Annotated in this window: 13 protein-coding genes; 3 read left to right on the top strand and 10 right to left on the bottom strand. The window is 59.1% G+C overall.

The annotated features are described in order from the left end of the window. Nucleotides 1–203 precede the first annotated feature (203 nt). From AC1Q5O_RS13140 to tesB, 4 genes are all read right to left on the bottom strand, one after another. Complete coding sequence (locus AC1Q5O_RS13140; protein WP_492563517.1) at nucleotides 204–2,831, bottom strand: DNA translocase FtsK; 2,628 nt, start codon at nucleotides 2,829–2,831, stop codon at nucleotides 204–206. Nucleotides 2,832–3,049: 218 nt separating this feature from the next. After that, nucleotides 3,050–4,426, bottom strand: a complete 1,377-nt coding sequence (locus AC1Q5O_RS13135) for an ammonium transporter (protein ID WP_492563515.1) — start codon at nucleotides 4,424–4,426, stop codon at nucleotides 3,050–3,052. Nucleotides 4,427–4,452: 26 nt separating this feature from the next. Beyond that, entirely contained in the window at nucleotides 4,453–4,791 is a 339-nt protein-coding gene (locus AC1Q5O_RS13130; protein ID WP_105734234.1) for a P-II family nitrogen regulator, read from the bottom strand. Between the two features lie 253 nt (nucleotides 4,792–5,044). Next, a complete protein-coding gene (gene tesB, locus AC1Q5O_RS13125) occupies nucleotides 5,045–5,914 on the bottom strand; it encodes an acyl-CoA thioesterase II (RefSeq protein WP_288192798.1) in 870 nt (289 codons plus the stop codon). Nucleotides 5,915–6,035: 121 nt separating this feature from the next. Between tesB and AC1Q5O_RS13120 the strand changes: the two genes are divergently transcribed. Then, complete coding sequence (locus AC1Q5O_RS13120) at nucleotides 6,036–7,289, top strand: ubiquinone biosynthesis hydroxylase (RefSeq protein WP_492563514.1); 1,254 nt, start codon at nucleotides 6,036–6,038, stop codon at nucleotides 7,287–7,289. A 15-nt stretch (nucleotides 7,290–7,304) separates the two neighbouring features. Here the strand turns inward: AC1Q5O_RS13120 and AC1Q5O_RS13115 are convergent, their stop codons facing one another. Further along, nucleotides 7,305–8,342, bottom strand: a complete 1,038-nt coding sequence (locus AC1Q5O_RS13115; protein WP_492563513.1) for an aldo/keto reductase — start codon at nucleotides 8,340–8,342, stop codon at nucleotides 7,305–7,307. Nucleotides 8,343–8,634: 292 nt separating this feature from the next. On the opposite strand from AC1Q5O_RS13115, the gene AC1Q5O_RS13110 reads away from it, so the two are divergent. After that, nucleotides 8,635–9,072, top strand: coding sequence for an OsmC family protein (locus tag AC1Q5O_RS13110; RefSeq protein WP_346306078.1), 438 nt, complete (start codon nucleotides 8,635–8,637; stop codon nucleotides 9,070–9,072). Nucleotides 9,073–9,150: 78 nt separating this feature from the next. Here the strand turns inward: AC1Q5O_RS13110 and AC1Q5O_RS13105 are convergent, their stop codons facing one another. The 5 genes from AC1Q5O_RS13105 to AC1Q5O_RS13085 all read right to left on the bottom strand — a co-directional run bounded on the left by AC1Q5O_RS13105 (nucleotide 9,151) and on the right by AC1Q5O_RS13085 (nucleotide 13,445). Continuing rightward, nucleotides 9,151–9,930, bottom strand: coding sequence for a succinate dehydrogenase iron-sulfur subunit (locus AC1Q5O_RS13105; RefSeq protein ID WP_105734229.1), 780 nt, complete (start codon nucleotides 9,928–9,930; stop codon nucleotides 9,151–9,153). A 14-nt stretch (nucleotides 9,931–9,944) separates the two neighbouring features. Then, nucleotides 9,945–11,792, bottom strand: coding sequence for a succinate dehydrogenase flavoprotein subunit (gene sdhA / locus AC1Q5O_RS13100; RefSeq protein WP_492563511.1), 1,848 nt, complete (start codon nucleotides 11,790–11,792; stop codon nucleotides 9,945–9,947). 2 nt (nucleotides 11,793–11,794) lie between these two features. Continuing rightward, nucleotides 11,795–12,178 carry a succinate dehydrogenase, hydrophobic membrane anchor protein gene (sdhD, locus tag AC1Q5O_RS13095; protein WP_223613870.1) on the bottom strand — a complete coding sequence of 128 codons (384 nt, stop codon included), beginning with the start codon at nucleotides 12,176–12,178 and terminating at the stop codon, nucleotides 11,795–11,797. A 13-nt stretch (nucleotides 12,179–12,191) separates the two neighbouring features. Further along, nucleotides 12,192–12,590 (bottom strand): succinate dehydrogenase, cytochrome b556 subunit, encoded by a 399-nt coding sequence (gene sdhC / locus AC1Q5O_RS13090; protein ID WP_464661840.1) that lies wholly within the window; start codon nucleotides 12,588–12,590, stop codon nucleotides 12,192–12,194. A 381-nt stretch (nucleotides 12,591–12,971) separates the two neighbouring features. Then, nucleotides 12,972–13,445, bottom strand: a complete 474-nt coding sequence (locus AC1Q5O_RS13085; protein WP_105734225.1) for a GNAT family N-acetyltransferase — start codon at nucleotides 13,443–13,445, stop codon at nucleotides 12,972–12,974. Nucleotides 13,446–13,637: 192 nt separating this feature from the next. Between AC1Q5O_RS13085 and AC1Q5O_RS13080 the strand changes: the two genes are divergently transcribed. After that, nucleotides 13,638–14,042 (top strand): hypothetical protein, encoded by a 405-nt coding sequence (locus AC1Q5O_RS13080; RefSeq protein WP_492563507.1) that lies wholly within the window; start codon nucleotides 13,638–13,640, stop codon nucleotides 14,040–14,042. Nucleotides 14,043–14,064 lie beyond the last annotated feature (22 nt).

The following is a 14,064-nucleotide window of genomic DNA, read 5'->3' as shown; positions in this document are numbered from 1 at the left end:
TGTCTCCTGTCTTATTCTCTTGCTGTATACCCGGTCAGTTTGACCTGACTATGGCCGAGAAACGGCGGGAAACCGCAACTTGTTCCTCAAATTCGTGACGCATCGGCATACACGTCGGTTACGTAACGCTGGATCATGCCGTTATGTAGTCATTCATTGCGCCCGTTACAGGACGCGCAGGCGAAAATGCTACGTAACGGCGCTTAAAAATCATCGTCCTGTGTCGGCACGAGAATGTCGCGCTTGCCCGCATGGTTGGCAGGGCCGACGATGCCCTCCTGCTCCATGCGCTCGATGATCGAGGCCGCCCTGTTGTAACCGATGCCGAGGCGGCGCTGGATATAACTGGTGGACGCCTTCTTGTCGCGCAGCACCACGGCAACAGCCTGATCGTAAGGATCATCCGAATCTTCCAGATTGGATGTCCCGGCCGGGCCACCGCCCATATCGTCTTCGTCGTCCTCTTCCGTGATCGCATCGAGATATTCGGGGACGCCCTGCAGTTTCAGATGATTGACGATCTTTTCCACTTCGTCGTCACCGACAAACGGTCCGTGCACGCGCTGGATACGCCCGCCGCCCGCCATGTAGAGCATGTCGCCCATGCCGAGCAGCTGTTCGCCGCCCTGCTCACCCAGAATGGTGCGCGAATCGATCTTGGATGTGACCTGGAAGGAAATGCGGGTCGGAAAGTTCGCCTTGATCGTGCCGGTAATGACGTCGACCGACGGACGCTGTGTCGCCATGATCACGTGAATACCGGCTGCACGCGCCATTTGCGCCAGACGCTGCACCGCACCTTCGATATCCTTGCCCGCGACCATCATCAGATCGGCCATCTCGTCGATGATCACGACGATGTAAGGCATGGGCTGCAGATCGAGTTCTTCCGTCTCGTAAACCGCCTCGCCCGTTGCCCGGTCGAAGCCGGTCTGCACGGTCCGGGCAATCCGCTCGCCCTTCTTCTGCGCCTGTTCAACCCGCTGGTTGAAGCCGTCGATGTTGCGCACGCCGACCTTGGACATCTTGCGGTAGCGGTCTTCCATCTCCTTGACGGTCCATTTCAGCGCTACGACGGCCTTCTTCGGATCGGTCACGACGGGCGTGAGCAGATGCGGAATGCCGTCATAGATCGACAGCTCCAGCATCTTCGGATCGATCATGATCAGGCGGCACTGTTCCGGGGTCATGCGGTAAAGCAGCGACAGGATCATGGTGTTGATGGCAACGGATTTACCCGAGCCGGTAGTACCTGCAACGAGCAGATGCGGCATCTTCGCCAGATCGGCGATGACCGCCTCGCCATTGATGGTCTTGCCCAACGCCAGCGCCAGTTTGGTCTTGGTCTGCTCAAAATCCCGGCTGGCCAGCAATTCCCGCAGAAAGACCATTTCGCGGGTCTGGTTCGGCAGTTCGATACCGATGGCATTGCGGCCCGGCACGACGGCAACACGCGCTGCAATGGCACTCATCGAGCGGGCAATGTCATCGGCCAGCGTGATGACACGTGACGACTTGATGCCCGGAGCCGGTTCCAGCTCATACAGCGTTACGACGGGACCCGGGCGCACATGGATGATTTCACCCCTGACGCCAAAATCTTCAAGCACGCCTTCCAGCAGCCGTGCATTCTGCTCAAGCGCTTCCTTCGAAAGGCTTGGGTTGCGGACAACGTTCTTCGGTTCGCTGAGGAAATGCAGCGGCGGCATTTCAAATTCGTCGGATTTGATCAGGGATGTCTGGGCTTCGCGCTGCACGCGCGCGCCGGTCCGGGGTGCCGGGGCTGGCGTGGCGATCCGCGCCTTGCCGCCGGGTATTGCTGTCGGGCGCGCGGGCGCTGCCTGCGGCGCCCAATCGTCCACCTCATCGTCTTCGCTGAAAGCGATCGGATCGTAGTCATCGGGTTCGTGTCCGAAACCGTCATTGCCGATGTCGATTGACGGCGCCTCAATGCGTGGCGCTTCGTCATAAAAACCTGGCTCGCGGCGTGCCCCGTTCTGCCGCGCAACAGGGGCATCGGCGAAGAGATCGTCATCATTGTGCCGTGCCGCCGCACTGCGCGCACTGCTGTAAAGCCCGGCGCTGCGCCCGAACAGACGGCGGAAGAGCGCCTTGATGCTGAGGAACCAGTGGGTCAATGCGCCAAGCGCCAGCCAGCGGCCGCCTTCGCTTTCCTCGTCATCCTCGTCCTCGTCGTCAAAGTCCTCTTCCTGCGCCACATGACGGCCGGACTTCTTGGCGACGACCGGCTCGCTGTCGCGATAGGTCAGCCCGCAGGCAAAGCCGAACACCCACAGCGTCGGCAAAGCGAGAACGGCGACCAGGATCATGGCCAGACCGCCGCGCGGAAATGTTCCGGTGAAGATCGCCGGGATTTTGAGAACCATGTCGCCAAAAACACCACCCAGGCCGATGGGCATCGGCCAGCTTGCGGGAATGGTGAAACAGCCGGCAATGGCCGCCGCCATCAGCGATGCGCCGAACCAGGCAATCGCCCGCCGCGGCAAACGGTCGACGCCACGGCCGGTCAGCATCAGACCACCCCAGAACAGGGCCGGCATGAGCGCGACAACCGTCGAAAGGCCGAAGAACTGCATGCCGAGGTCGGCAAAGACCGCGCCGGCATAGCCAAGGGCATTACGAACCGGATTGGAAGTGGCGTGGCTGAAGCTCGGATCGATCACGTTCCATGTCGCAAGACTGCCAATGGCAAAGGCAACGAAACAAAACAGCGCCAATCCCCAGACAATCTGGATCTGTCTGCGGAAAAGGGTCGTCAACCCGTGCCGGTTTTCTTCGATCGCATAGGAGGCTGAATATCCTTGACGCATGAAATCTCGCCCTAAGTAAACGCACGCACGGCGGTCGTGAGTAACCGCAGATTCGATTCCCACGTTACGGCGCGGATGGTTAAGGGGGCATTAACCATGGCGAGCCCGAGCGAAATTACATTGGCGGAGTTGCCATCCCGGGTTCGACAAGCTTGCCAGCCGCAACAAAAAAGGCCCGGAAAACCGGGCCCTTTTCAGTTCCTGTCAAAAGCCGTCCATTAATTGTGGTAGGCCGCTTCACCGTGGGAGGTGAGGTCGAGACCGATGGATTCGGCTTCAGCGGTCGGACGCAGGCCAACAACGACATCGACGATCTTGTAGAGGATCAGCGAACCGATGCCGCTCCAGACCAGCGTGACAAGCACGGCCTTGATCTGCACGAACACCTGCGCGCCCATGGTAACGCCTTCCGCATAACCGACGCCGCCAAGCGCCGTGCTGGTGAAGAAGCCGGTGCCGATGGCGCCGATGATACCGCCGATACCATGCACGCCGAAGACATCGAGGCTGTCGTCATAGCCGAGCTTCGGCTTCACCACGGCCACCATGTAATAGCAGATGATGCTGGCAATGGCGCCAAGGAGGATGGCGCCAACCGGACCGATGGTTCCGGCAGCAGGCGTTACTGCAACCAGACCGGCAACAACGCCGGATGCGGCACCGAGCATCGAAGCCGTCTTGCGGGCGAGCGCTTCGATCACAACCCACGCAACAATCGCACCGGCCGTTGCCGTGAAGGTGTTGATCATCGCCAGCGTCGCAATACCGTTGGCCTCGAGAGCCGAACCGGCGTTGAAGCCGAACCAGCCGACCCACAGGATCGAGGCACCGATCATGGTGAGCGGCATGGAGTGCGGCGCCATCATGTCACGGCCAAGACCGGCACGCTTGCCGATGACGAGAGCACCAACGAGACCAGCAATACCGGCATTGATGTGAACGACCGTGCCGCCGGCAAAATCAAGCGCGCCCCAGCCGTAGATCAGGCCATTGGAATCCCAGACCATATGGGCGATCGGGAAATAGACGAATGTGACCCAGAGAATGACAAACAGGATCGTTGCCGAGAATTTGATGCGTTCGGCAAAAGCACCGATGATCAGTGCCGGCGTAATGGCGGCAAAGGTCATCTGGAAGCAGATGAACACATACTCGGGAATACCAACGCCTTTGGTAAAGGTTGCGGCAACCGAAGCCGGCGTCACGCCGGAAAGGAAAATCTTGCCAAGACCGCCCCAGTAAGGGCTGGTGCCGCCGCCGAAGGCGAAGGAGTATCCGTAGAAAACCCAGATGATCATGACGACGGCAGCAATGCCGGTGCACTGCATCAGGACGGAAAGCACGTTCTTGGCACGGACGAGACCGCCATAGAACAGGGCAAGGCCCGGAACGATCATGAACAGGACGAGGACGCTGGAGATCATCATCCAGGCGGTATCCCCTTTGTTGACAGTCGGCGCAGCGGCTGCGGCGGCATCCGCTACCGCAGGCGCCGCTTCCTGAGCGAGTGCGGCCAGCGAACCGAATGCGGTCAGCGCCAGCGAACCCAGAAGGGTACTGCGCACCGCGGATGTCAGACTGGTTGGAATTTTCATTATTTTCTCCTTAAACCCCAAATTACTCAAAGCGCATCGGTGTCAGTTTCGCCCGTACGGATACGGACGGCCTGATCAATGCTGAGAACGAAAATCTTCCCGTCACCGATCTGGCCGGTTTTGGCGGCCGTGGTGATGGCTTCAACGGCGGTGTCGACGAGCTCTGACGCGACAGCCACTTCCACCTTCAGTTTGGGAAGAAAGCTGACGGCATATTCCGCGCCACGATAAATCTCGGTGTGTCCTTTCTGGCGGCCATAACCCTTCACCTCGGTGACGGTCAGGCCCTGGATGCCGACAGCGGTAAGTGCTTCGCGCACTTCGTCCAGCTTGAACGGCTTGATGATGGCCATCACAATTTTCATTGACTATACCCCTGCGCTAGCGCGGCACCCCTCAGGTGGAATTACCTGAACGGCAGCAACCCGCGTTGAACCCATCCCCTAAGCCTTGATGGCCCTTGGCGACTGGTGAGGAGTATTCAAGTTCCGTGCCAGACTCGAAAGATAATACTAAGGCATTGATTATATATGGATATTTTTATCAGTTCGGCAGTGCACAATACATTATCCGGCAACATGCCTAAAAATTAGGCATTTCAATCTGCGTGGTCGATTTTCACTCGGCCGGATGCACACGAATTAGGCCTTCCTGAGCCGTGGAGGCAATCAGAGTGCCATCGCGGCTGTACAAGGCGCCTCGATTGAAGCCACGGGCACCGGCAGCGCTCGGGCTGTCTGCCGTATAAAGCAGCCAATCATCGAAATTGAAGGGGCGGTGGAACCACATGGCGTGATCGAGGCTCGCGACCTGCAAATCTTTATCGAAAATCGAGCGGCCGTGGGCATAGAGCGAGGTATCCAGCAATGTCATATCCGAGAGATAGGCCAGAACCGCCGCCTGCAGGGCACGGTCATCCGGAACCGGGCCCGTTGTCCTGATCCAGACGTTCTGCTCCGGCGGCAGCTTTTCCCGCGTGAAGTAATGGGTCAGGGACAGCGGCTTCATCTCGATGGGACGGTCCTGCTCCCAATATTTGCGCACATTGGCTGGCGCATTCTGCAGATACTGCTCCTTGAGGTCCTTGTCGCTCATCAGCTTTTCCGGCGCGAGAACATCGAGAGGTATCGGCTTTTGGTGCTCAAGTCCTTTTTCCTCGATCTGGAATGAAGCCTCCAGCGAAAAAATCGCATGCCCGTGCTGGATCGCCACCACGCGCCGGGTGGTGAAACTCGCGCCGTCGCGGATGCGATCCACCTCGTAGATGATCGGCACTTTCGGATCGCCCGCACGCATGAAATAGCTGTGCAGGGAGTGGACGTGACGCTCGGGATCGACCGTGCGCTGCGCCGCCACCAAAGCCTGACCGATGACCTGCCCGCCAAACACCCGCTGCCAACCGACCTGCGGACTGCGACCTCGAAACAGGTTGTGTTCAAGTGTCTCAAGGTCGAGTATGGACAAAAGCTCTTTCATGGCATCAGACATGACGGGCGCGACTCCTGTTCGTACGGTCGGCATAATAGTGCCTGAATCCGCTTGCAACAGGAACAGGTGAACAAGTCAAGCGCCACGTCGGCGCAAGAGCAAAGGGAAACCGGAGGCAATCATGGCTGAAAGAACCCGTACACACACAACAGAAGTCCCTGGCAGCACCGATATCGTGATTGCGGGCGCCGGCTATGTCGGCATGGCGACCGCCGTTGCACTCAAATCCTCTGCGCCGCACCTGTCTGTCACGGTGATCGACGCGGCGCCGGCCGGTGTCTGGCGCAAAGACACCCGCGCCTCGGCCATCGCCGCCGCTGCGAGCCGCATGCTCGACCGGCTCGGCTGCTGGGAGGAAATCCTGCCGAAGGCACAACCGATCAACGAGATGATAGTCACGGATTCGCGCACCTCCGATCCGGTCCGCCCGGTCTTCCTGACCTTCAATGGCGAAGTCGAGCCTGGTGAACCCTTCGCCCATATGGTGGAAAACCGCGACCTCAACGCCGCCTTGCGTTCGAAAGCCGAACAGATCGGCGTCACCTTTGTCGAGGGGGCACCCGTCCATGGTTTTGACAATGGCGACGTGCACCTCACGGTGCGCTACGGCGATGACAAGACGCTGCGCACGCGCCTGCTGCTCGCGGCCGACGGCGTCAAATCGCGGCTGCGCGATATGGCGGGCATCAAAACCGTGAACTGGGAATACGGCCAGTCGGGTATCGTCTGCACGGTCGCCCATGCACGGCCGCACAACGGTCGCGCGGAAGAGCATTTTCTCCCCGCGGGCCCGTTTGCCATTCTGCCACTCAGCGGCAACCGTTCCTCGCTTGTCTGGACCGAGCGCACTGCGGACGCGGAGCGGTTGATCAGGGAAGATGATTTCGTGTTCGAAGCCGAGCTCGAACAGCGTTTTGGCCTGAAACTGGGAGAATTGCGGATCGAAGGACCGCGCAAGGCCTTCCCGCTTGGTCTGACACTGGCACGCGATTTCGTCAAACCGCGCTTTGCGCTCATCGGCGATGCGGCCCATGGCATTCACCCCATTGCGGGTCAGGGCCTCAATCTCGGCTTCAAGGATGCAGCGGCGATTGCCGAGACCATTGTCGATGCCGACCGTCTCGGTCTCGACATCGGCTCCATCGCGGTGCTCGAACGCTACCAGACCTGGCGCCGTTTCGACACGGTGCAGATGGGCGTGACCACCGACGTCCTCAACCGTTTGTTCTCCAACGACAATGTGCCGGTGCGGGCCCTGCGCGACTTCGGGCTGGGCCTTGTCGAACGCATGCCGCGGCTCAAAGGATTTTTCATCCGTCAAGCCGCGGGATTGTCGACCACATCGCCGAAGCTGCTTCAGGGTCAACCGATCTGAAGCAGCTTTCCCCGCTCAGAGCGGGCGGGGATAGGTGCGATGGATAGCCTGGATTTCACCAAGGATGTCCGGCGTCAGCGTTACATCCGCAGCACCGATATCGGTCTTCAGCTGTTCAAGCGATGTTGCGCCAATGATGACCGAGGTGACGAACGGCCGGCTCAATGCAAAGGCAATCGCCAGTTGCGCAACATCAAGACCGTGCTTGTGCGCAAGCGCAATATAGGCCCTGACGGCCGGATCGGCATGCACGTTGTTCCGCCAAAGATCCTGCAGCGCACCGCGGGTTCCCGCCGGCACCTTTCCATCCAGATACTTGCCGGTCAGGACACCTGAGGCCAGGGATGAATAGGCAAGGAGCCCGACGTCTTCATGGTGACTGACTTCCGCCAGATCCAGGTCGAAGGCCCGCTGCAGGAGGCTGTATTCATTCTGAACAGAGACAACGCGCGGCAGGTCGTTGCGCTCGGCTAGCTTCAGCCATTGCGCAATCCCCCAGGCCGTTTCATTGGAAAGGCCGATATGGCGGATCTTGCCCGCCTTCACCATGTCACCAAGGCCATCGAGCGCTTCCTCGATCTGTTGAGCCACCTCGGCCCGGTTCTGCTGATGCGGCGCATATTCCCAGCCATTGCCGAAGTGATAATGTCCGCGAACCGGCCAATGCACCTGGTAAAGGTCGATATAGTCCGTCCGCAGACGTTTCAGACTGCCTTCAACCGCTTCCGCGATGGTGGTCTTGCTCATCAGGCTGCCGCCGCGGATCCAGCTGTTGCGTCCGCCGCCGGCAATTTTCGTCGCCAGCACGAAGCGGTCGCGCTTGCCGGTCTTCTCAAACCAATTGCCGATATAGGTTTCGGTCTTGCCATAGGTTTCGGCGGTCGGCGGAACCGCATAAATCTCGGCTGTATCCATGAAGTTGATTCCGGCTTCCAGCGCATGATCGATCTGCGCATGGGCATCCGCTTCGGTGTTCTGCACGCCCCAGGTCATGGTACCAAGGCAAATTTCCGTGACGTCAATATCCGTCCGGCCAAGCTTTTTCAGTTTCACGGGGATTTTCCTGTTTTGAATTCACGAATGTTCGATTTCGAAGCCGAGCTTCTGCTGCAGCTTTCGGACACACTGGCCGCAGCAAGGGAGGTTTGAGCGGCGCCAGTGGACCCCGCCACCATAGCAATCAAATCCCGCTTTTCCATATCGTTTCGCAGACAGCACGACAAAACGATCAATTCTGGCAAATTCCGCCGCCGGGCCTATGATGCGGAACTGCTGCAACCCTGCGGCGTTACGGACAGGATGCAAGCAGTCTTAACCTAATCAATCAACCGAGGGAGAGTGTTCAATGGACAGACAGGCAACTGCAATCTGGAAGGGCGCCTTGAAAGACGGTGCAGGTACCCTTGATACGCAAAGCGGCGCACTGAAGGGGCTTCCCTATAATTTCAAGGCCCGTTTCGAGGACGCAAGCGGCACAGCGGGTACCAATCCGGAGGAACTTCTCGCCGCCGCCCACGCCGGTTGCTTCGCCATGCAGCTTTCGCATTTCCTGGCTGAAAACGGCACACCGGCCGCGAAACTCGATGCCAAGGCAACCGTCAGTATCAATCCGGCTGCTGGTGGCGGTTTCGAAATCACCAAGAGCGCCATCACGCTCATTGGCGACGTGCCCGGTATCGACGCCGCGACCTTTTCAAAACTGGCCGAACAGGCAAAGGCGTCCTGCCCGCTGTCAAAGGCACTCGGCGCCATTCAGGTCACACTCGACGCAAAGCTGGCCTGAGCAACACGTCAAACGTGCCAAACAAAACGGGCGCTCAAAGCGCCCGTTTTTATGCAATCATCTTGCGTGACCAATCGCCTAGACCCGGCGTTCGACCATCATCTTCTTGATCTCGGCGATTGCCTTGGCGGGGTTCAATCCCTTCGGGCAGGTCTGTGCGCAATTCATGATCGTGTGGCAGCGATAGAGCCGGAAGGGGTCTTCCAGATTGTCGAGGCGTTCACCCGTTGCCTCGTCGCGGCTGTCGATCAGCCAGCGATAGGCCTGCAGCAGAACCGCCGGTCCGAGATAGCGATCGCCATTCCACCAGTAGCTAGGACAGGATGTCGAGCAGCAGGCGCACAGGATGCACTCATAGAGCCCGTCAAGCTTGGCGCGATCATCGTGGCTCTGCAGCCATTCCTTGGCCGGCTCCGGCGAAACCGTCTTGAGCCATGGCTCGATCGATCGATGCTGGGCATAGAAATTCGACAGGTCCGGCACCAGGTCCTTGACCACGGGAAGATGCGGCAAGGGATAGATTTTGACCGCGCCCTTGATCTCGTCCATGCCCTTGGTGCAGGCGAGCGTGTTGGTTCCGTCGATGTTCATCGCGCAGGAGCCGCAAATGCCTTCGCGGCAGGAGCGGCGCAGCGTCAGCGTCGGATCGATCTTGTTCTTGATCCACAAAAGGCCATCGAGAACCATCGGGCCGCAATCGTCGAGATCGACGTAATAAGTATCGATCCGCGGATTCTCGCCATCATCGGGCGACCAGCGATAGATGCGGTATTCCCGAAGATTGTTGGCACCCTGCGGGCGGTCCCAGGTCTTGCCGGGACGCATCTTCGAGTTCTTGGGAAGTGCAAGTTCAACCATGATGCTCTGATCCCTTAGTACACACGCGCTTTCGGCGCGATCTTGGCGAGGCTGATGCCGCCGTCCTCTTCCTTGACCAGCGGGTCAAGGTGAACGGGACGATAGTCGAGCTTGACCTCACCCTCGGGCGAGAGCCAGGCAAGGCTGTGCTTGCGCCAGTTGATGTCGTCGCGGTTGGGGAAATCCTCATGGGCGTGGGCACCACGGCTTTCCTTGCGCGCTTCGGCGGCAACCACCGTGGTCAGCGCATTGGCCATCAGGTTTTCCAGTTCCAGCGTTTCCACCAGGTCGGAATTCCAGATCATCGAGCGGTCCGTGACCTTGATATCAGGCAGTTCGCTCCAGATTTTCTCCATGCGCTCGACGCCTGACTTCAGCGATTCCGACGTGCGGAACACCGCAGCGTCTTCCTGCATTGTCTTTTGCATCTTTTCACGCAGGACCGCTGTCGGCGTGCTGCCATTGGCATGACGCAGGCGGTTGAAGCGCTCCATGATCTTCTCAACCGACGCCTCGTTGATCGTCGGGATCTTGGCATTGCGATCGATCACCTGACCGGCACGAATGGCCGCCGCCCGGCCGAAGACCACGAGATCGATCAGCGAGTTCGAGCCAAGCCGGTTGGCGCCATGCACCGAAGCACAGCCCGCTTCGCCGACAGCCATCAGGCCCGGCTGGATGCGGTCCGGATTATCCTTGGTCGGATTGAGCGCTTCACCCCAGTAGTTGGTTGGAATACCGCCCATGTTGTAGTGAACCGTCGGCAGGACCGGGATCGGTTCCTTGGTCAGATCCACGCCGGCAAAAATTTTGGCCGATTCGGAAATACCGGGCAGACGCTCGTGCAGCACGGCCGGATCGAGATGGTCGAGATGCAGGAAGATGTGATCCTTGTTCTTGCCAACACCGCGGCCCTCGCGGATTTCCAGGGTCATGCAGCGCGAAACGACGTCGCGCGATGCCAGATCCTTGGCCGATGGCGCATAACGCTCCATGAAGCGCTCGCCCTCGGAGTTGACGAGATAGCCGCCTTCACCGCGTGCGCCTTCGGTAATCAGGCAGCCGGCACCGTAAATGCCGGTCGGATGGAACTGAACAAATTCCATATCCTGCAGGGGCAGACCAGCGCGCGCCACCATGCCGCCGCCATCACCGGTGCAGGTATGGGCTGACGTTGCCGAGAAGTAGGACCGGCCGTAGCCGCCCGTTGCCAGCACCACCATCTTGGCGGCAAAACGATGGATCGTGCCGTCATCGAGGTTCCAGGCGACGACACCGGTAATGGTGCCGTCCGCATCCTGAATGAGATCCAGTGCAAAATACTCGATGAAGAACTGCGCATTGTGGCGCAGGCTCTGGCCATACAGCGTATGCAGGATGGCGTGACCCGTACGGTCAGCAGCCGCGCAGGTGCGCTGGACGGGCGGACCATCGCCATAGTTCATCATGTGGCCGCCGAAGGGGCGCTGGTAAATCTTGCCCGCTTCGGTACGCGAGAAAGGCACGCCGTAATGCTCCAGCTCGTAGACCGCCGCCGGCGCTTCACGCGCGAGATATTCCATGGCGTCCGTATCGCCGAGCCAGTCCGACCCTTTGACGGTATCGTACATGTGCCACTGCCAGGAGTCGGGGCCCATATTGCTCAGGGAAGCAGCGATACCGCCCTGTGCCGCAACGGTGTGCGAGCGAGTCGGGAAAACCTTGGTGATGCAGGCTGTCTTCAGGCCTTGCTCGGCCATACCAAGCGTCGCGCGCAGACCGGCGCCGCCGGCACCCACCACAACCACATCAAATTTGTGGTCAACGAATGTATAGGCCTTGCCGTCTTTGCCGGCGGTCCCGTTCTTGTCTGTAGTTGCCAAGATTAGCCTCCGAAGCTCAGCTTGATGATCGCAAAGACGCAGGCAACGCCCACCACAAGGGTGAAAAACGTATTGAGCATCAGACAGGCGATCTTCTTGCCTTCGCTGGTTACGTAGTCTTCGATAATGACCTGCATGCCGAGGCGCATGTGATAGAGACCCGAAATGATCACCATCAACAGCACCAGCCCGGTCAGCGGATGGGAAAGAGCAGCCCGGGTTTCCGCATAGCTTGCGCGATGCAGGTAAATGATCAGACCGATGAAAAACAGCATAAGCGGCACGTTGGCAACGGCTGTCAGCCGCTGGCGCCAGAAATGCTCGGTCCCTTCGTGTGCGGAACCCAGTCCGCGGACTTTCTTGAGCGGTGTGCGCATTTCACTCATTGTCCCGCCTCCTTTACAAAACCGTGAACGCCGCGATCCAGATCAGGATCGTCAACGCGATGGAGACAACGAGCGAGGCGATGGCCATCTTCGTGGTGGTGTTCTTGTCGAGTCCGCGGCCCGTATCCCAGATGAGATGGCGAATACCGCCGATCATGTGGTGAACAAGCGCCCAGGTGTAGCCGAGCAGAACGAGAAGACCGATCCATGAACCGAATACCCAGCTGACGAGGTTGAACTGCGCCTCGCTGGTCGCGGTCGCGATCAACCACCAGGCAACCAGCAGCGTGCCGAAATACAGCGCGCCGCCGGTGATGCGGTGAACGATGGACATGACCATGGTGGGAATTGGTTTGTAGATTTGCAAATGCGGCGACAGCGGCCGGTTTGCATGCAGGTTTGTCTTGCTCATAGCGTCCCCAATGATAAGCGCCGCGCCATTTGAACCTTGATTGACGGGCAGGGCCGAAAGGCTGGATAGAGGCAAATTTAGAAGGGTTTTAGTCCCGTTTTTGCACTGCGTCAAAGGCCCATTCACCCCCCTCATGCGGCGAATTGGCAACAAACGCAAGTCCATAAGGTTTCTTTAGAAAATTCAATCGTTTAAAGCGCCATAGAGAGCCCCAAAGGCCCGTATTTCACGTCAAATCGGCAATCAATTTTATTTGAGTGAGTCTGTCCGGTTTAACCGGTTTCAGTGCATCGCGACCCTCAATTGTGCAACGCGAACGGGACATTCCGAGTCGTTCCCAGAATGTCCCGCGCATCTTCAGGGTGCAGGGACAGGTCCGTTCTACTGATTGCCAAAACGGATGATGAAACTGGTCCAGTCGGCAGGCGCCGCAATCTGTTCGTACAGTTTGCGGCCATCTTCCGGCAGACGCGGCGCGTTGAGTGACAGTTTTGTCCAGCCGCGTTCTTCCGCCTTGTCGGCGAGAACATCGATCAGCGCCTTGGCGATACCCTTGCCGCGATGGTCGTGATGCACATAGATGTGATCCACCTGCCCGGCACGCATGCCGGAGACAGGCTCGGGCAGATCATAGAAAATCACAAAGCCCACCAGGTGGCCGTCGAGTCGCGCTCCGGCTATCTCCGCGGCACGGTCCCGCAGCAGGTTTTCCGCGTAGTAATCGTCTGGGCGGCGGGGCGCGCCGCGCTTCAGCGCCTGGGCATAGCTGGCCAGAAGAGGTGCGAACTCGTGGGCATCGTTCAGATGCAGCAGAGAAATGTCGACGGCGTGTTCATCCGGGCTCTTTGTCGTCATGGTCGCATCATCCCTTTCACTCCGGCAGCACTTCCGGCTGCCTCGCTGTGTTGAGGATTGGTTGATTGCGCACCGCACGTCAACCGGCGGACCGCAGCAAAAATCGATTCAAAGGCGTTTTGACGGATGACAAGCGTTAATAAAAGGTTAATGCTTGGACTGCTGCAGCCCATTCAACCAAGGAGCTTGTCCATGTTCGCCTTCCGCAAACACACGGCCGCGCTTTTGTTGTCGGGCCTGACTGTTGTCGCAGCCACGTACAGCGCTGCTGCCTACGACATCAACCTGCGTGATGCCTATGGCGACGAATATGGCAACATCATCGTGCAGGACCCCAATGGACCGAAGATGATCTTTGTCGGCGCGACAGCCGCCAAATCGGACAGGCTCGCCCGCGAACTCCGCAAGAAGGTTGCCGTCTACAAGCGGGCCAAGGGACCGGCGATCATCTCTCCACCCGGCGATCCCTATGTCGTGGGGGTTATTCCGCCACCCAACACACGCTGTGATGGCCCGATTGTCGTGCGCGGTCGCGGCTACATGTATGGTATCAACCGTGGCGAAACGCCCATTCTCGGGCTTCCAGGCTGCCAATAGCCCACATTTGATTTGCCTCGCT

Source organism: Phyllobacterium sp. MT110, assembly GCF_058792715.1.
The sequence above is the reverse complement of the archived record's forward strand: the minus strand, read 5'-3'. Positions and strand labels throughout refer to the sequence as shown.

Excerpts from the sequence above, each read along its gene's own strand:
- AC1Q5O_RS13085 (WP_105734225.1), bottom strand. The coding sequence starts at position 13,445 with ATGACGACAAAGAGCCCGGATGAACACGCCGTCGACATTTCTCTGCTG.
- AC1Q5O_RS13080 (WP_492563507.1), top strand. The coding sequence starts at position 13,638 with ATGTTCGCCTTCCGCAAACACACGGCCGCGCTTTTGTTGTCGGGCCTG.
- tesB (WP_288192798.1), bottom strand. The coding sequence starts at position 5,914 with ATGTCTGATGCCATGAAAGAGCTTTTGTCCATACTCGACCTTGAGACA.
- AC1Q5O_RS13140 (WP_492563517.1), bottom strand. The coding sequence starts at position 2,831 with ATGCGTCAAGGATATTCAGCCTCCTATGCGATCGAAGAAAACCGGCAC.
- AC1Q5O_RS13120 (WP_492563514.1), top strand. The coding sequence starts at position 6,036 with ATGGCTGAAAGAACCCGTACACACACAACAGAAGTCCCTGGCAGCACC.
- sdhD (WP_223613870.1), bottom strand. The coding sequence starts at position 12,178 with ATGAGTGAAATGCGCACACCGCTCAAGAAAGTCCGCGGACTGGGTTCC.
- AC1Q5O_RS13105 (WP_105734229.1), bottom strand. The coding sequence starts at position 9,930 with ATGGTTGAACTTGCACTTCCCAAGAACTCGAAGATGCGTCCCGGCAAG.
- AC1Q5O_RS13130 (WP_105734234.1), bottom strand. The coding sequence starts at position 4,791 with ATGAAAATTGTGATGGCCATCATCAAGCCGTTCAAGCTGGACGAAGTG.
- sdhC (WP_464661840.1), bottom strand. The coding sequence starts at position 12,590 with ATGAGCAAGACAAACCTGCATGCAAACCGGCCGCTGTCGCCGCATTTG.
- AC1Q5O_RS13110 (WP_346306078.1), top strand. The coding sequence starts at position 8,635 with ATGGACAGACAGGCAACTGCAATCTGGAAGGGCGCCTTGAAAGACGGT.
- AC1Q5O_RS13135 (WP_492563515.1), bottom strand. The coding sequence starts at position 4,426 with ATGAAAATTCCAACCAGTCTGACATCCGCGGTGCGCAGTACCCTTCTG.